Genomic DNA, 17,863 nt, shown 5'->3' on the forward strand with positions numbered 1-17,863 from the left:
GATCATGAATTAACATGTGTTTAAATTTTTAAGAGGAGGCTAATGTAAAATGCCGTTTAATCAGAAACCACAAAAGTTTAATGCAAAGATCAACTCTGTCACAATCGGAAGCGGAGATAAGACTGTGACATTTGGTGGAGACAGCACATTTCCATTTTATACCTTTGATGCTCCGTCAGAAAACTGCGCTAAAGTAGGCGTAGAGATTTCTGATATGGGCCTTGAAGGAATGTCTGAAGGAGTTAAGGCATATTATGACGGAGCTTCCACAATAGGTGAGATCGCTAAAAAAGCAGCAGCTATGGAAGGCGCTGACTTTGTTGCCCTGATTCTGGAAGGCGGCGATCCGAACGGTGAAAACAAACCTATTGAGGATCTGATCGCAGTTGTAAAAGAGGTTGCAGAAGCAGTAGACTGTCCGCTTGTTGTAGAAGGCTGCAAAAACGTAGAGAAGGATGCGGAACTTCTTCCGAAGGTTGCAGAAGCTCTTCAGGGAAGAAATGCCCTGATCCTTTCCGAAAAAGAAGAAAACTACAAAGCAATCGGTGCAGCAGCAGGTCTGGCATACAATCAGATCGTTGGTGCTGAGTCTGCCGTTGATATCAACCTTGCAAAACAGCTGAACGTTGTTACTACACAGCTTGGTGTTGATGCAAAAAAAATCGTTATGAATATTGGTAGTGCAGCAGCAGGTTACGGATACGAGTATGTAGTATCTACTATGGACCGTATCAAAGGCGCTGCTCTTGGTCAGAATGACAATATGCTGCAGATGCCTATTATCACACCTGTTTCCGCTGAGACATGGGGAGTAAAAGAAGCAACTGCTTCTGAAGCTGACATGCCGGAGTGGGGACCGCAGGATGATCGTGGAATTGATATGGAAGTTATGACAGCAGCTGCAGACCTTGCAGCAGGTTCTGATGCCGTTATCTTAAGACATCCGGAATCCGTAAAGACAATTTCCAAGATGATCAAAGCACTTGCGTAACGAATAGGAGGATAAAAGAGCTATGGCACTGAATGGTATTCAGATCTTTAAATTAACACCAAAGAAAAACTGTAAGGAATGTGGATGCCCGACATGTATGGCTTTCGCTATGAAAGTTGCACAGGGCGCTATGCAGATTGAACAGTGTCCGCATATGTCTGACGAGGCACTGGCATCTCTGTCTGAGGCTACTGCACCGCCAATGAAGACTATTAAGATTGGTACAGGTGAAGGCGAGTTTACTCTCGGCGGAGAAACTGTTCTTTTCAGACATGAAAAAACATTCGTAAGCAAAACAAGATATGCAGTTGCACTTTGCACAGATATGAGCGACGCAGAAGTAGAAGCAAAGCTTGCTGAGATCCCGACTGTTGATTACGAACGTATCGGTGAGAGAATGCATGTTGAGCTTGTATATGTAAACTGTGGTGAAAGCGCTGATGCTGCAGCATATACAGCACTTGTAGAAAAAGCAAAAGGACTTGGAAGAACTCTGATTCTCGGATGTTCAGATCCTGAGATCGCAAAGGCTGCTCTTGAAGTATGCAAGGACAGCAAACCGGTTCTGAACGGTGCAAACGCTTCCAACTATGAGGCTATGAATGCAGTTGCAACAGAAGCAGGCGTTGTTCTGGGTGTATCCGGAAATGATATCAATGAGCTCTATGATACTGTAGCTGCTCTTGAAAAACTTGGAAACAAGAACCTTGTTCTTGACACTACAGGTGCAGATGTAAAAGAGACATTTAAGAATACTGTACTGGTTCGCCGTGCAGCACTGAAAGATCAGGATAGAACTTTCGGATATCCGTCTCTTGTTAACCTTGTTAAGCTTGCAAAAGGTGACAAACATTTACAGGCAGCATATGCTTCCCTGTTTACTATGAAATATGGTTCTATCGTTGTTATGGAGCAGATGACCTATGCAGAAGCACTTCCGCTGTTTGGTCTGCGCCAGAACGTATTTACAGACCCGCAGAAGCCAATGAAAGTTGAGCCGGGTATCTACCCGCTGAACGGAGCAGACGAGAACTCTCTGGTAGTTACCACTGTAGACTTTGCTCTTACATATTTCGTTGTATCCGGCGAGCTGGAGCGCTCCGGTGTTCCGCTTAACCTTGTGATCAACGATGCAGGCGGACTTTCCGTACTTACTTCCTGGGCTGCAGGTAAGTTCTCCGGAACAAGTATCGCTAACTATATCAAAGAAAACGTTGAGCCGAAGGTAAAATGCCGTAAGCTTGTAATTCCTGGTAAGGTTGCTGTTCTTAAGGGTGATCTGGAATCCAAACTTCCGGGATGGGAGATTATCGTAGGACCAAGAGAAGCAGTACAGCTTGTGAAATTCTTAAAAGATATGCAGGCATAAGCCACATAAATATTTTATGGACGGGGAGTCATTGAACCTCCCCGTACCGCTACCAATTCACGTAAAGGAGAACACAGGTATGTCAAAATTTATCACAATTGGAGAAAGACTTTCAACAACTGCACCGGCAGTAAATAAAGCATTTACTGCAAGAGATCCGGAGCCGATCCTGGCAAGAGCAAAACAGCAGCTCGATGCAGGTGCAACTTACCTGGATGTAAACATCGGACCTGCTGAGAACGATGGACCAGAGCTTATGAAATGGGCTGTAGAGCTTCTTCAGGGCAATTTCGATAATGTTCCGCTTGCACTGGATACTTCCAATGTAGCAGCAATCGAGGCTGGTATTTCCGTATACAACCGTTCCAAAGGAAAACCGATCGTTAACTCTGCAGATGCAGCAGGAAGAATCGAGTACATCGATCTTGCAGCAGCTAACGATGCGATCGTTATCGCTCTTTGCAACGGCGAAGGAATCGCAAAAGACAACGACGAGCGTATGATGTTCATGCAGACCATGATGGAACGTGGTATGGAGCATGGCATGGACGTTGAAAACGATATGTGGTTTGACCCGCTGTTCCTGGTTATCAAAGGAATGCAGGACAAACAGATGCAGGTTCTTGAATTCATCAAAATGATCTCTGATATGGGTATGAAGAGCACCGGCGGACTTTCCAATAACTCCAACGGTATGCCGAAACATATCCGTCCGATCATGGACTCTGCTATGGTAGCAATGGCTATGATGCAGGGACTTACCTCCGCGATCGTTAACCCTAACGACCTTCGTCTGATGGAGACTATTAAATCCTGCGATATCATCAAGAATAACAATCTGTACGCAGATTCTTATCTGGAGATCTAATTACAGACGGACCATGATGAGGGCTGGAGACTTCGGTCTTCAGCCCTTTCTTTATAATATAAGAAAGGTGGTTGCCTGATGTTTAAGGTAACATTTGCATTTGAAGATGGCAGTGTGGTAGAGACGTATGCCAACGAAGGGGACAATCTTCTGGAAATCGCCAGAGAGGCTAATGTAGCAATTGACGCCCCCTGTTCCGGAAACGGAGCCTGCGGAAAATGCCGTGTGCAGCTGAAAAGCGGAGAGCTGGACACAAAAAAGACGTTGCATATTTCTGATGAGGAATTTCAGGAAGGATGGCGTCTTGCGTGTATGAGCAAGATCATCGCGGATGTAAAAGTGCTTGTACCGGATATTGCTTCTGCATATAAAAGCAGAATGAAAGTTGCAGATCTGAGCTCAAAAGAGGAGATTGCAATTTTTGAAAATGCCAAAAGAGAAATTCAGCTGGCCGGCATAGACCTGCGGAACAGTCTGGATGTGATCGAGGTGCGGATGGACCCTCCGTCTCTGGACGATACCATGCCGGATGTGGAGAGACTGAGCCGTGCATTACGCAAATTTATGAACCTTAAGAGAGTAAGGATTCCTTATACGGTTCTCAGAAAACTTCCGGATGTACTCAGAAACAGCAATTTTGTGATCAAATGTGTTGTTCGTACAACTCCGGATGATATGTTTGTGTATGATATTTTTGAAAATAAAGAAGACGTGGTAATTGGCGGTCTTGCGGTAGATATTGGAACGACAACAGTTTCCGCGGTTCTTATTAATATGGAAAACGGAGAGATCCTTGCCAAGAGTTCAGCAGGAAACGGTCAGATCCGTTTTGGTGCAGACGTTATCAACCGTATTATCGAAGCAGTGAAACCGGGCGGAAAAGAGAAGCTTCAGGATGCCGTGATTAAAGAAACCATCAATCCTATGATTCACGAAATGTGCAGAAGCATCAATTTCCCGGAACAGCAGATCTACAGGATGTGCGTTGCTTCCAATACGACAATGAATCATCTGTTTGCAGGGATCAATGCGGATCCGCTTCGTATGGAGCCGTATATTCCGGCATTTTTTAAGACAAATTCCCTGTTTGCCTCAGATATTGGCGTGGAGATTAATCAGGATGCCCACATCATCATTGCGCCGAATATCGGAAGCTATGTGGGTGGAGATATTACAGCAGGAACACTTGTGAGCATGATCTGGAACAGACCGGAATTTTCTCTGTTTATCGATCTTGGTACCAACGGAGAACTAGTATTTGGAAATTCCGACTTTATGATGAGCTGTGCATGTTCAGCCGGACCGGCCTTTGAAGGCGGAGATATCAGCTGTGGTATGCGTGCAACAGACGGAGCTATTGAAGCATGTACCATTGATAAGGAGACCATGGAACCTTCTTACCAGGTGGTTGGAGAACCGGGAACAAAGCCGGTAGGTCTTTGCGGTTCCGGTATCATTGATGTGATCAGTGAGCTGTTTTCCGCAGGCATTATCAATCCAAAGGGTAAATTTGTCCGTGAGGGAAAACGTATTCGTCATGACAAATATGGTATGGGAAGCTATGTGATCGCTTTTGAAAATGAAGCAGGAAGCGCTAAGGATGTAGAAATCACAGAAGTAGATATTGATAACTTTATCCGTGCAAAGGGAGCTATTTTCTCTGCAATCCGTACTATGCTCACATCATTGGATTTTGATATTTCCATGATCGATGACGTATATGTGGCAGGCGGTATCGGAAGCGGCATCAATATGCGTAATGCAGTAAAAATAGGAATGCTTCCGGACATCCCTCTGGAGAAATTCCATTATATCGGAAATTCATCCCTTACAGGTGCGTATCTGATGCTTCTTTCCACTCCGGCGGAGAAAAAGACTTACGAGCTGGCGGCAAATATGACTTATATGGAGCTTTCTACAGTTCCAAGCTACATGGATGAGTTTGTAGGGGCATGTTTTATTCCTCATACAGACGGATCTCTGTTTCCTTCAGTAGAGTAGGGAAGAAAACAATGGCTCCGGTAAACTATCCGGATTCATTGCAGTAAAAAATGAACTTAGATTTTACAGAGGTGTGCGATGAGTTCTGACTTAAATAAAGTAAAATCCACCGGTATTCAAATGAACCCGGAATCAGTGGGCGATAAACTTGGATATGAAAAAGACAGCAAGGAGAGAATGCCCTGGGAGCATTATCTTGAGGAATACAAAAAAGCAGATCCTTATGAGATTTCAGAAAGGCTTTCAATCTCCTATGATGAAACAGAGAAATGCTTTGAACTTCCGTTTCTGGGAAGCATTTATCAGATTTCCTGGCCGGAATTTCATGTGACACATAAAGAGGATGGAATAGGTTTTTATCCTTTAGAGGAAATGATCTACGCCAGAATACTGACCATACGCTTTCTTCTGGGCGGTTCCGCTGCAAAGGGAACCGGAAAGATGAAAACCTACAGAGAGATGCCCTGGGGAGAGGTCTATCTAAGACAGTTTGACGGACGCTGTATCAAACGTCTTGCCTTTTCTTATGGAAATCGTCTGAAGGATTTTAACAGGGTTATGGAGCATATTCATGCAGTTCCCGTAAAACATGGAGATACTGCTTATGAGATTGAAATTTATCCGGGATATCAGGTTCAGATGATCCTGTGGGAAGGGGATGAGGAATTCCCTCCGTCTTCACAGATCCTGTTTTCTGATAACTTCCCTGTTTCTTTTCAGGCGGAAGACATGGCAGTTATGGGAGATGTGATCATTGGGTCACTGAAAGGTTTTGTAAAAGCAATGCAATAAAAAGATAAAACATGATCAGGAGGATAAAATTATGGGATTTTCAACAAGTACATGTACAGAATTTGTTGAAGTACTGGCTTCCAAAGCGCCGGTTCCAGGCGGCGGCGGTGCATCTGCTCTTGTCGCAGCAGTAGGAACTGCTCTGGGCAATATGGTAGGAAGCCTGACAGTGGGCAAGAAAAAATATGCAGATGTAGAGGATGAGATGTGGGAGCTGAAAGCAAAATGCGACCAGCTTCAGAAGGATTTCCTTCGTCTCATCGAGAGAGATGCAGAAGTTTTTGAGCCGCTTTCCAAAGCATATGGAATGCCAAGAGAAACAGAGGAAGAAAAAGCAGAAAAAGCAAGAGTTATGGAAATTGTTCTGAAAGACGCCTGCTCAGTGCCTATGGAAATTATGGAGAAGTGCTGTGAGGCTATTGAACTGATCGTGGAATTTGGTGCAAAGGGCTCCAAACTTGCAATCAGCGACGCCGGAGTTGGCGCTGCATTCTGCAAAGCTGCTCTGAAAGGCGCCAGCCTGAACGTATACATCAATACAAAATCCATGGCAGACAGAGAATATGCAGAAGAGCTGAACAAAAAAGCAGATGCAATGCTGGAAAAATATACAAAGATCGCAGACGAGACCTTTGACAGTGTGCTTGGAAGACTGAAATAACAGCAGGATTTTTTATAAAAAACAGCAGTTTTATTTAGGAGGAATCATAAAATGGCAAAACAGTTATTAGGAAAAGAAGTAACAGCAGCGCTGAACGAAAAGATTAAAGCAAATGTAGCAGAGCTTCAGGCAAAGGGTGTGAATCCAACTCTGTGCATCATTCGCGTAGGAGAGAACCCAAGCGACATTTCCTATGAAAAAGGTGCAACTAAACGCTGCGAAACACTTGGTGTAGCATGCGAAAAAATCCTTCTTCCGGGAGACGTTTCTCAGGATGAGCTTCTTGCCACAATCGACAAGGTAAACAAAGACGACCATATCCATGGCGTTCTTCTGTTCCGTCCGCTTCCGAAGCATCTGGATCAGGCAGTGATCGAAAATGCTCTTGCAGCTGAAAAAGACGTTGACTGCATGACAGATCTTTCCATGTCCGGTGTATTTACCGGCAAAAAGATCGGCTTCCCGCCATGTACACCGCAGGCATGCATGGAAATCCTGGATCACTACGGAATCGACTGCACAGGCAAAAAAGCAGTTGTGATCGGAAGAAGCCTTGTAGTAGGCAAACCGGCAGCCATGATGCTGGTTAAGAAAAATGCAACAGTTACTATCTGCCATACAAGAACTGTTGATATGCCGTCTGTAGCACGTGAGGCTGATATCGTGATCGTTGCTGCAGGCCGTGCAGGTGTTGTTGGCGCTGACTATGTAAGAGAAGGTCAGACCATCATCGATGTAGGTATCAACGTAAACGCAGAAGGCAAGCTTTGCGGAGATGTTGATTACGCAGCAGTAGAACCGATCGTGGATGCGATCACACCGGTTCCTGGCGGAGTAGGAAGCGTTACTACTTCTGTTCTTGTAGGACATGTAGTAGAGGCTGCAATGAGAAAGGTAAATGGATGATTTTTTCTCGGAAGAATAAGCTCTTCTGGGTAAATCTGACCCTGACGGGCGCTCTGATCTTCGGAGCGCCTGTTTTTGTACAGGGTGCAGCAGATCATTCCGGAGAAGGGCAGATAAGTAAGCCGTCCTATGATATTAATACCGGACCGGGAACGGAAGGTTTTATAGACGATTCTACAGACAACACTTATGGTTATTATACGATCATGGGAACAACAACAGTGACTCTGGAAGAGATGACCGACCTGTATGAGATGCAGAGGGCAGAATACCCACAATCTTTAAAGGATGGCGGCGCAGAAACCATTGAGGATTTCTGCCGCATTATTCTGGAAGAGGCGGAGGACGAAGGCGTCCGGGCAGAGGTGGTCTATGTACAGGCAATGCTGGAAACAGGGTGGCTTCAGTTTGGCGGAGATGCGGTAGAGTCCCAGTTTAATTTTTCCGGTCTTGGAACAACGGGAGGAGGCGTTCAGGGAAACTCTTATCCGGATGTTCGCACCGGTATCCGCGCTCAGGTACAGCATCTGAAAGCCTACGCAAGTACAGAAGAGCTTTCTGGAAGCTGCGTGGATTCCCGGTTTGATATGGTAAAAAGAGGATCCGCTCCTTATGTGGAATGGCTGGGAATCCAGGAAAACCCAAATGGAGGCGGCTGGGCGGCAGGAGCCGGATACGGAGAAAAGCTGCGAAAACTTCTTACAGATCTGAAAGAAGAGTAAAAGAGATATTGTGAAGTGTAAAAAAAGGTACCGCCTTGGGGCGATACCTTTTTGTTTTAATCCAGCTGGATATCTTCCAGCTCTTTATCCGGCAGCTTTCTGGAGGACTGCGCCAGATATTTCTTTAATTCTTTAGAAGATTTGGAATAAGGCACATTTGTTCCGGCGCCGCCCATACAGCCGCCCGGACAGGCCATGCCTTCGATCATGCAGCCTTTCAGCTTGCCTGCCTTGGCAAGTGTCAGCATTTTTTTGCAGTCGGCAAGAGTTTCTGCATGTTCGATATGCACCGGTACGTCCGGATAATACTCTTTCAGACATGCTTCGATAGCGCCTGCCACACCGCCTGCTACCGCATAGCCGCGTCCGGCAGCGGTGGCGTTGTGAAGTGCATCTTCTTCGTCAAAGGATGCCGGGTCGATTTCTTTTGCATCAAAAAGTGCGTCAAGCTCCTCGAAGGTAACGACAAAATCCACATCACTGCGGACAGTTGTACGCATGGCTTCCAGCTTTTTGGAAGCACAGGGTCCGATAAATACTACCTTTGCGTCGGGATGCTCCTGTTTTACCTTTCGGGCAGTAGCCACCATAGGAGTCAGCTCCTGAGAAAGATTTCCAATCATATCCGGGAAGAATTTCTTTGCCATCATGGACCAGGACGGGCAGCAGGAGGTCAGAAGGAATGGAAGATTTCCGGTGGCAACTTCCTTTGCATAGTGGTGTGCCTCGGAGATCGCGCCGATATCTGCACCAAGAGCCACCTCATAAACATCTGAAAATCCAAGGATCTCAAGGGCGGTTTTAAACTTGCCGGGAGTTACTGCGTCACCGAACTGGCTGATGTATGCCGGAGCTACAATGGCAATGATCTTGTTTCCGTCGCGGAGAGAATGTGCCAGCTGGAAAATCTGGGATTTATCAGAGATTGCGCCAAAAGGACAGCTTACCATACACATGCCGCAGGAAACACATTTGTCATCCAGGATTTTAGCACGGCCTTGTTCGTCGCTTCCGATGGCTTTCACCCCGCATGCCTGCTCGCAGGGACGGGTGTTGTGGGAAATCGCGTCATAAGGACAGACAGCCTTGCATTTTCCGCATTTGATGCACTTGTCCTGATCGATATAAGATTTTCCGTTGATCATGGAAATGGCGCCTTTGGGGCAGGCCTGCATACATGGATGTGCCACACAGCCTCTGCACATGTCGCTGACAATATATTTGTTAGGAGGACAGGCTGCACAGGCAGACGGGATCACCTGCATAAGAGGCGGCTCATAATATTTTTCATCAATGTTGCTGGCCTCCAGACCGGAGGTAAGATGTACTGCTCTGTTTTCCGGACGGAGAGAAAGTCCCATGGCAAGGCGTACACGTTCGCTTGCCACAGCGCGTTCCCGGTAAATACTTTCCCGGTACTGGGCACGTTCTTCCACAATATTATAAGGGATGGATTCAATATCGTGGATCAGTGTTTCATCTGTGGATTCGAATCCGATTTTTGCTACTTCAGTAAAAATTTTGTGTCGTATCTGTTTTACAGGGGTATCAAGATTTCGCATAGTTATTTTCTCCTCTGTGTTATATTTGTCTGCTGATACCTGTTATATTATAGGAAAAAAATTGGATAATCAATATGAATCCTGTATTTTTACAGGCACACGTAAAATGTTTTGCAGAAAGTACAAAAACAACACAGGGATATCCCTGCAGCCCCCCATAGAAAATTGAGGAAAAAATAACAAACACGTTTAAAGAGTAACAAAGTTTTTGGTTATTTCTGAAAATTCCAGAAAAATCTGAAATATGACTTGTAGAAAATGCTGATTTCATGTATAATTACAGCATAAGTCACTGGCAAAAAGTGACAGAAATAGTGGGGATTAAGCAAACAACCGTTAAGGAGGGAAATGCATGTTAGATCAGTCTTATTACAGGAAGACGGACGAGATTATTGAGCATTATGGGCGCAAAGCAGCGTCCCTGATTCCGATTATGCAGGATATTCAGGCTGAGTATCGTTATCTTCCGGGAGAACTTCTCACCTATGTGGCTTCAGAGATCGGTGTAACAGAAGCCAAAGCATTCAGTGTAGCGACTTTTTATGAGAATTTTTCTTTTGAACCAAAAGGAAAATATATCATCAAGGTCTGTGACGGAACGGCATGTCACGTTCGTAAATCCATGCCTGTCAAGGAAGCGCTGATGAAAGAACTGGGATTAAGCCATAAGAAACATACCACAGACGATATGATGTTTACAGTAGAAACTGTTTCCTGTCTTGGCGCATGCGGACTGGCGCCGACACTTACCGTTAATGATGAGGTGCACCCGAAGATGACACCGGAGAAGGCGGTGGAGCTTCTGGAAGAATTGAGAGGTGAGAAGGCATGAGTATTATTTCAAAAGAGGATCTGCTCAATAAGCAGAAAGAAGTTCAGGATACGATCAATACCTATACCTGCCGTGTTCTTGTTTGTTCCGGCACCGGATGTATGGCTTCCGGCGCACAGAAAATCTATGACGAGATGGTAAAGCTCTGTGCAGATCTGGACGGAGTCCAGGTGGAGATGCAGAAAGATATCCCTCATCTCGGCGTTGTAAAAACAGGCTGTCAGGGGCTGTGCGAGCTTGGACCTCTTATGAGGATCCAGCCTTATGATTATCAGTATGTACATGTACAGGTTGAGGACTGCAAGGAGATCGTGGACCGTACCGTAATTGCAGGCCAGCCGGTAGAACGTCTTTTCTACAGAGACCATGACGAGGTCTGTCCTCATCCGGACGATATTCCGTTCTTAAATCAGCAGACCCGTATCGTTCTGGAAAACTGCGGCAAGATCGATGCAGAATCCATTGACGAATATATTGCGGCAGGCGGTTTTCAGGCTATGGCAAAGGCATTCTTTGACATGACTCCGCAGGATGTGATCGATGAAGTGACGAAATCCGGTCTTCGCGGCCGCGGCGGCGCAGGTTTTCCGGCAGGCAAGAAATGGGGACAGGTGGCCCGTCAGAAAGAAACCACAAGATATGTGGTATGTAATGGCGACGAGGGCGACCCGGGAGCATTTATGGACGGTTCCGTAATGGAAGGCGATCCCTATAAGATGATCGAGGGTATGGTTATTGCCGCTTATGCGGTAGGCGCTGAGAACGGATATATTTATGTAAGAGCCGAATATCCTCTTTCTGTACAGAGACTGCGTATGGCTATCGAACAGGCGGAGGCCTACGGACTTCTGGGAACAAATATCCTGGGCTCCGGTGTGAATTTCTACTTACATATCAACAGAGGCGCAGGTGCGTTTGTCTGCGGCGAGGGTTCTGCCCTGACTGCATCTATCGAAGGCAACAGAGGTATGCCCCGAGTGAAGCCGCCCCGTACTGTAGAAAAGGGACTGTGGGAAAAGCCTACTGTTCTGAATAACGTGGAAACCTATGCGAACGTTCCGAAGATTATCCTTCAGGGCGCAGACTGGTTCCGTACGATCGGAACAGAAGGCAGCCCGGGAACAAAAACCTTCTCTTTGACAGGCGCAATTGAAAATACAGGTCTGATCGAAGTTCCCATGGGAACAAATCTCCGTCATATCATTTATGATATCGGCGGCGGACTGAAAAGCGGTGCTGCATTTAAGGGTGTTCAGATCGGTGGTCCTTCCGGTGGATGTCTGGTGGACGATCAGCTGGATCAGCCTCTTGATTTCGATTCTGTAAAGAAACTGGATGCGATCATGGGTTCCGGCGGACTTGTTGTTATGGATGAAAATACCTGTATGGTTGAGGTTGCACGTTTCTTTATGAGCTTCACCCAGAGAGAAAGCTGCGGTAAATGTGTTCCATGCCGTGAAGGTACCAAACGTATGCTGGAGATCCTGGAACGCATCGTTGCAGGTAAGGGAGAAATGTCGGATCTTGACGAGCTGGAAGAGCTTGCGAATATGGTGCAGAGTATGGCTCTTTGCGGTCTCGGAAAGAGCGCGCCTCTTCCGGTCATCAGCACACTGAAGCGGTTCCGCAGCGAGTATGAGGAGCATATCAGAGATAAGAAGTGCCGTGCAAAGGTTTGTACAGCCCTTCGTCAGTTCCACATTAATGAAGAATTCTGTATCGGATGCGGCAAATGTGCCAAGAACTGTCCGGCAGGAGCAATCACCGGAAAGATCAAACATCCGTATCACATCAATAATGATCTTTGTATCAAGTGCGGCGCATGTAAGGATAACTGTAACTTTGATGCAATTTATGTGGAAGCGTAAAAGGGAGGAACGATTATGGGTACAATGACCATTGACGGTAGAAAAGTTGAATTTACCGATGAAAAAAATGTCCTGACCGTTATCCGCAAGGCAGGCATTAATATACCGACACTGTGCTATCATTCCGAGGTTTCTACCTTCGGCGCATGCCGTCTGTGTACAGTGGAGGATGACAGAGGCAGAACCTTTGCCTCCTGTTCAGAAGAACCAAGAGACGGAATGGTGATCTACACCAATTCCGGAAGGATCAAAAAATATCGTAAGCTGATCGTGGAGCTTCTTCTTGCAGCACACTGCAGAGACTGTACCACCTGTATCAAAAGCGGCGAGTGTATCCTTCAGGAACTGGCACACCGTCTTGGAGTAAGAGACATCCGTTTTGAAAATACAAGAGAGATTCATGAGATTGACACAAGCTCACCGTCCCTTGTAAGGGATCCCAATAAATGCATTCTTTGCGGAGACTGTGTACGTGCCTGTGAAGAACTTCAGGGAATCGGCGCTCTGGGATTTGCATACCGTGGAACAGAAGCCATGGTTATGCCGGCATTTAACAAGAAGATTGCGGAGACGGACTGCGTAAACTGCGGTCAGTGCCGTGTATTCTGTCCGACAGGAGCGATTTCCATTAAGAATCATATGGATGAAGCATGGGAAGCACTTGCAGATCCGAATGTGCGGGTGGTTGCTCAGATTGCCCCGGCGGTTCGCGTGGCAGTGGGAGACCATTATGGACAGCCCAAGGGCCGCAGTGTGATGGGCAAGATCGTCAATGCGCTCCACAGAATGGGCTTTGATGAAGTTTATGATACTACTTTCAGCGCGGATCTTACCATTATGGAAGAATCTGCAGAATTCCTGAAAAGAATAGAAAAGGGAGAAAACCTTCCGCTTCTGACTTCCTGCTGTCCGGCATGGGTGAAGTTTGTCACCGACCAGTATAAGGATTTTATCCCGAATATTTCCACCTGCAGATCACCGCAGCAGATGATGTCTGCCGTGATCAAAGAATATTTCCGTGAACCGGAACACGCGCAGGGCAAAAAAACTGTGATGGTTTCTATTATGCCATGTACAGCCAAGAAGGCGGAAGCTATCCGTCCGAACAGCTTTACCAAAGGCGAGCAGGACACCGATATCGTTATCACCACTACGGAGCTGATCCGTATGATCGATAACTTTGGTCTTGACTTTGCTTCTCTTGATCCGGAAGCCTGCGATATGCCGTTTGGATTCGGTTCCGGCGGCGGCGTGATCTTTGGTGTGACCGGCGGCGTTACAGAGGCAGTTTTAAGACGTCTTACGGATGACCACAGCAAGGAAGCGATGAGAGAAATCTCCGAATGCGGCGTCCGCGGCGACGAGGGCATTAAAGAGTTCAGCGTTCCTTATAAGGGAATGGATGTGAAGATCTGCGTAGTCAGCGGTCTTGCAAATGCAAGAAAGGTGATGGACCGTGTGAAAAACGGCGAAGCTGAATACCATCTTATTGAGGTAATGGCATGCAGACGAGGCTGTATTATGGGTGGAGGACAGCCTACCAGAGCCGGTGACAGGACCAAGGCTGCAAGAGCCAAAGGTCTGTACAATGCAGACAATACCATGATCATCAAGAAATCAGATGAGAATCCGCTTGTGATCGAGCTTTATGATACTCTTCTGAAAGGAAAAGAGCACGAACTGCTTCACAATGAATTTTATTAAAAAGTGTGAATAAAAGGGCGGGGATGACTGTTAAAAGCAGAGCATCCCCGCTCGTTTGAGGTTCTTTTATTACCTTTTTGTTTTGGAATCCTATCTTGCGTAACCTTCTTTTTTGCGTTAAAATACTTTTAGTAATTCATTCCAAACTACATAATAAAGAGGTGCAAATATGCGTGAAATACAGGCATCACAGATTACAGATGTGATCGAACGTCTCTGCATAGAGGCAAACACAGTTCTGCCGGAGGATATGAAGCAGGCCATTCAGACCTGCAGGGCATGTGAGGACGGTGAAATTGCCAGGGGAGTTCTCGACAACATTATTGAAAATTATCAGATTGCAGAAAAAGAATGTGTTCCTATCTGTCAGGACACGGGAATGGCATGTGTATTTCTGGAAATTGGCCAGGATGTTCATATTTCCGGCGGAGATCTGACAGAAGCAGTAAATGAAGGGGTACGCAGAGGCTATGACAAGGGCTACCTGCGTAAATCTGTTGTAAAAGATCCTGTCCGCAGAGGAAATACAGGAGATAATACACCGGCTATGCTGTACACGGAGATTGTGCCCGGTGAGCATATAAAGATCACAGTAGGCCCAAAGGGCTTCGGAAGTGAAAACATGAGCGCCATCCGTATGTTCAAGCCATCTGCCGGGCTGCAGGGCATCAAGGATTTTATCCTGGAAACAGTAGAAACAGCAGGACCGAATCCCTGTCCGCCTATGGTTGTGGGAGTGGGGATCGGAGGGACCTTTGATAAGGCGGCTCTTCTGGCGAAAAAGGCGCTGATGCGTCCGGTAGATTCCGGGAATCCGGATCCCTATTATGCAGATCTGGAAAAAGAAATGCTTCAGAAGATCAATGAACTGGGTATCGGTCCTCAGGGATTTGGCGGAAGGACAACAGCAGTAGGATTAAATATTGAGACCATGCCTACTCATATTGCCGGAATGCCCTGTGCTATTAATATAAGCTGCCATGTAACACGACACAAAACGGAGGTGCTTTAAGATGGAACGACATATTACTTTGCCCCTGACAGAAGAAGTGGCAAGAAGCCTTCACGCAGGAGATTCTGTGTATCTTACGGGCGAGATCTATACCTCCAGAGATGCAGGACATAAAAGAATGTGCGAAGCCCTTGCCCGGGGAGAAGAGCTTCCTTTTGATCCCAAGGATGCAACAATCTATTATGTAGGGCCAACCCCTGCCAAACCGGGTCAGGTGATCGGTTCGGCAGGTCCCACTACCAGCGGAAGGATGGATGCCTATGCTCCGACGATGATGTCTGTAGGAGCAAGGGGAATGATCGGTAAAGGTGCAAGACTTCCGGAAGTTGTTGATGCCATGAAAAAGTATGGCGGAGTATATTTTGGGGCTATTGGCGGCGCCGGGGCTCTTCTGGCTAAATGCATCAAAAAAGCAGAGCTTGTGGCGTATGAAGATCTTCAGTCAGAAGCTTTGAGACGTCTTTATGTAGAGGATATGCCTCTTGTGGTAATCATTGACAGCGAGGGCAGAAACCTTTACGAAGAAGGCAGGGAGGCTTATCTTCAGAATCGTAAAAAGTAAAATAATCAGGTTTCTTGTTAACGATACGGAGCATGCTTGAAAATAGAGAAAAAAACTCCAAAATAGGTTGACACAGAGGAAGAAAAAGGATTATACTGAAAACATAAAAGGGAATGAAGAATATCCCAGCATAAATTAAAAAGGAGGAATTGCCGATGTCAGTAATGGATGGATGTGAAAGCCAGCACAGAACTTCCGTGATCGAAGAGAAGGTCTGTCCGAAATGTGGAAAGGAAGTGGAGGTATTTACTTCCCGCGGAAAGATTACAGAGGATACTGCCTGTGACTGCGGATATGTATTTAAAGCAGAAGAAGCAGTTCCGCTGAAAACAGAGCCGAAAGAGAAATAACATCAGGTTTTGTACAGAAATTTTTTTAAAGGTAACATGAACGAAAATCCCCCTGCATATAAATATAACAATACATGGGATTGTTTGAATATATGCAAGGGGGAATTTTTATGGAAAATTTTCAGGTTTACCGGGATATTCAGGCGCGTACCGGCGGTGATATATACATAGGTGTTGTTGGTCCAGTCCGTACAGGAAAGTCAACTTTTATCAGGCGTTTTATGGAGCAGATCGCACTGCCTGTAATCGACAGCGAAAAGCAGGGGGAGATCAGGGATCAGCTGCCTTTGAGCGGTTCGGGAAAACTGATCACCACAGTAGAACCGAAATTTATTCCAAAAGAAGCGGTTCCCGTCACATTAGGAGACGATCAGAAGGTTAAGATCCGTCTGATCGATTGTGTAGGATACCTGGTAAAGGATGCCTCCGGTCATGTGGAAGAAGGAAAAGAAAGAATGGTAAAACCCCCCTGGTTTTCTAAGGAAGTCCCTTTTCATGAAGCCGCATCGATAGGGACCAGAAAGGTGATCAGAGAGCATTCTACAATAGGGCTTGTTGTTACCACTGACGGAAGTTTTGGAGAAATTCCCGGAGAAAATTTCCGGGAAGCAGAGGAGATTACAGTAAACGAATTAAAAAGCCAGGGCAAACCATTTCTGATGCTTATAAACTCTCAGTTTCCCTATAAAGAAGAAACTTTGCAGCTTGCCGGGAAACTGCAGGAAAAATATGGAGTGTCGGTAATGACGGCCAATTGTGAACAGCTGCGCAAAGAAGATATTACCAGGATACTTGAAAAGATTCTTTATGAGTTTCCTGTCAGTGAGATTCATTACTATATTCCAAAATGGACAGAAATGCTTCCGGCGGATCATGAACTGAAATCTCAGATCCTGGAACAGATCAGGGACAGAATGGCCCATCTGGCCCATATCCGCGATATTACAAAAGATTCTGTGAAGCTGGAAGGTCCTTTTGTACAGGATACGCTTCTGGAGGATGTAAATCTTTCTGACGGAACCGTAAAAATCAGGATCCAGATTAAAGATGAGTATTACTATAGTATATTAAGTGAGCTTTGCGGAATTTCCATGAAAAGCGAATATGAGCTGATCCATACAATGAAAGAGCTGTCTGAGATGAAAGCTCAGTATGTAAAGGTACAGGATGCCATTGAATCTGTGCGGGGAACCGGCTATGGGGTGGTAGTGCCGGAACTGTCGGAAATTGAGATAGAGGAACCGGCTGTCATACGGCAGGGAAATAAATTTGGTGTAAAGATCCGTTCTAAAAGTCCTTCCATCCATATGATACGTGCCAACATCGAGACGGAGATCGCTCCAATTGTAGGTACAGAGCAGCAGGCAAAGGATCTGATCCAGTATATCGGAGAAAGCGGACAAAGGGGAGAAAGCATCTGGGAGACAAATATTTTCGGAAAATCCATCGAACAGCTGGTTCAGGACGGGATACGCAGCAAGATAACTGCCATTGGAGAAGAAAGTCAGTCAAAGCTTCAGGATACTATGCAGAAAATCGTGAATGACAGCAAGGGAGGCCTGGTCTGCATTATTATTTAAAAAACAGAATTTAAAGAAAAAGACTGATGCGGGATTCTGTATTATAAACAGACGGCATCAGTCCTTTTTTTATTCATTTATAT

Annotated in this window: 16 protein-coding genes; 15 read left to right on the plus strand and 1 reads right to left on the minus strand. The window is 45.9% G+C overall.

Features of this window, described 5'->3' with window-relative positions:
• Window positions 1–49 precede the first annotated feature (49 nt).
• From acsD to RDS42_RS04910, 8 genes are all read left to right on the plus strand, one after another.
• A complete protein-coding gene (acsD, locus tag RDS42_RS04875; RefSeq protein ID WP_308782653.1) occupies window positions 50–991 on the plus strand; it encodes an acetyl-CoA decarbonylase/synthase complex subunit delta in 942 nt (313 codons plus the stop codon).
• 22 nt (window positions 992–1,013) lie between these two features.
• Window positions 1,014–2,360 carry an acetyl-CoA decarbonylase/synthase complex subunit gamma gene (gene acsC / locus RDS42_RS04880; RefSeq protein ID WP_308782654.1) on the plus strand — a complete coding sequence of 449 codons (1,347 nt, stop codon included), beginning with the start codon at window positions 1,014–1,016 and terminating at the stop codon, window positions 2,358–2,360.
• A gap of 79 nt (window positions 2,361–2,439) precedes the next feature.
• The gene (gene acsE, locus RDS42_RS04885) at window positions 2,440–3,228 is read left to right on the plus strand and encodes a carbon monoxide dehydrogenase/acetyl-CoA synthase methytransferase subunit (protein ID WP_308782655.1); all 789 of its coding nucleotides are present in this window, start codon (window positions 2,440–2,442) and stop codon (window positions 3,226–3,228) included.
• 78 nt (window positions 3,229–3,306) lie between these two features.
• The gene (gene acsV / locus RDS42_RS04890; RefSeq protein WP_308782656.1) at window positions 3,307–5,229 is read left to right on the plus strand and encodes a corrinoid activation/regeneration protein AcsV; all 1,923 of its coding nucleotides are present in this window, start codon (window positions 3,307–3,309) and stop codon (window positions 5,227–5,229) included.
• Window positions 5,230–5,307: 78 nt separating this feature from the next.
• The gene (locus tag RDS42_RS04895; RefSeq protein WP_308782657.1) at window positions 5,308–6,021 is read left to right on the plus strand and encodes a DUF3786 domain-containing protein; all 714 of its coding nucleotides are present in this window, start codon (window positions 5,308–5,310) and stop codon (window positions 6,019–6,021) included.
• Window positions 6,022–6,052: 31 nt separating this feature from the next.
• Window positions 6,053–6,682: a cyclodeaminase/cyclohydrolase family protein gene (locus RDS42_RS04900; RefSeq protein WP_156353044.1), complete on the plus strand. Its 630-nt coding sequence runs from the start codon at window positions 6,053–6,055 to the stop codon at window positions 6,680–6,682.
• Window positions 6,683–6,733: 51 nt separating this feature from the next.
• Window positions 6,734–7,588, plus strand: a complete 855-nt coding sequence (locus tag RDS42_RS04905) for a bifunctional 5,10-methylenetetrahydrofolate dehydrogenase/5,10-methenyltetrahydrofolate cyclohydrolase (protein WP_022067201.1) — start codon at window positions 6,734–6,736, stop codon at window positions 7,586–7,588.
• On the plus strand, window positions 7,585–8,310 hold the full coding sequence (locus RDS42_RS04910) for a glucosaminidase domain-containing protein (protein WP_308782658.1): 726 nt from the start codon (window positions 7,585–7,587) through the stop codon (window positions 8,308–8,310). The genes RDS42_RS04905 and RDS42_RS04910 overlap by 4 nt, the downstream gene beginning before the upstream one ends.
• 56 nt (window positions 8,311–8,366) lie before the next feature.
• Here RDS42_RS04910 and RDS42_RS04915 read toward each other — a convergent pair whose 3' ends face one another.
• Window positions 8,367–9,872 carry a 4Fe-4S dicluster domain-containing protein gene (locus RDS42_RS04915; RefSeq protein ID WP_308782659.1) on the minus strand — a complete coding sequence of 502 codons (1,506 nt, stop codon included), beginning with the start codon at window positions 9,870–9,872 and terminating at the stop codon, window positions 8,367–8,369.
• A 352-nt stretch (window positions 9,873–10,224) separates the two neighbouring features.
• On the opposite strand from RDS42_RS04915, the gene RDS42_RS04920 reads away from it, so the two are divergent.
• From RDS42_RS04920 to spoIVA, 7 genes are all read left to right on the plus strand, one after another.
• Window positions 10,225–10,704 (plus strand): NAD(P)H-dependent oxidoreductase subunit E, encoded by a 480-nt coding sequence (locus tag RDS42_RS04920; RefSeq protein ID WP_177275500.1) that lies wholly within the window; start codon window positions 10,225–10,227, stop codon window positions 10,702–10,704.
• On the plus strand, window positions 10,701–12,572 hold the full coding sequence (locus RDS42_RS04925) for an NADH-quinone oxidoreductase subunit NuoF (RefSeq protein ID WP_308782660.1): 1,872 nt from the start codon (window positions 10,701–10,703) through the stop codon (window positions 12,570–12,572). The genes RDS42_RS04920 and RDS42_RS04925 overlap by 4 nt, the downstream gene beginning before the upstream one ends.
• A 15-nt stretch (window positions 12,573–12,587) precedes the next feature.
• Window positions 12,588–14,276, plus strand: a complete 1,689-nt coding sequence (locus tag RDS42_RS04930) for a [FeFe] hydrogenase, group A (RefSeq protein WP_308782661.1) — start codon at window positions 12,588–12,590, stop codon at window positions 14,274–14,276.
• 169 nt (window positions 14,277–14,445) lie between these two features.
• A complete protein-coding gene (locus RDS42_RS04935) occupies window positions 14,446–15,288 on the plus strand; it encodes a fumarate hydratase (RefSeq protein ID WP_308782662.1) in 843 nt (280 codons plus the stop codon).
• Window position 15,289: 1 nt separating this feature from the next.
• Window positions 15,290–15,850 (plus strand): Fe-S-containing hydro-lyase, encoded by a 561-nt coding sequence (locus RDS42_RS04940; RefSeq protein ID WP_308782663.1) that lies wholly within the window; start codon window positions 15,290–15,292, stop codon window positions 15,848–15,850.
• Window positions 15,851–16,005: 155 nt separating this feature from the next.
• Window positions 16,006–16,200, plus strand: a complete 195-nt coding sequence (locus RDS42_RS04945; RefSeq protein ID WP_308782664.1) for a hypothetical protein — start codon at window positions 16,006–16,008, stop codon at window positions 16,198–16,200.
• A gap of 110 nt (window positions 16,201–16,310) precedes the next feature.
• Window positions 16,311–17,780, plus strand: coding sequence for a stage IV sporulation protein A (gene spoIVA, locus RDS42_RS04950; RefSeq protein WP_308782665.1), 1,470 nt, complete (start codon window positions 16,311–16,313; stop codon window positions 17,778–17,780).
• Window positions 17,781–17,863 lie beyond the last annotated feature (83 nt).

This window comes from uncultured Blautia sp. (assembly GCF_902497045.1).
In the GTDB taxonomy this organism is placed as follows: Bacteria; Bacillota; Clostridia; order Lachnospirales; family Lachnospiraceae; genus Blautia_A.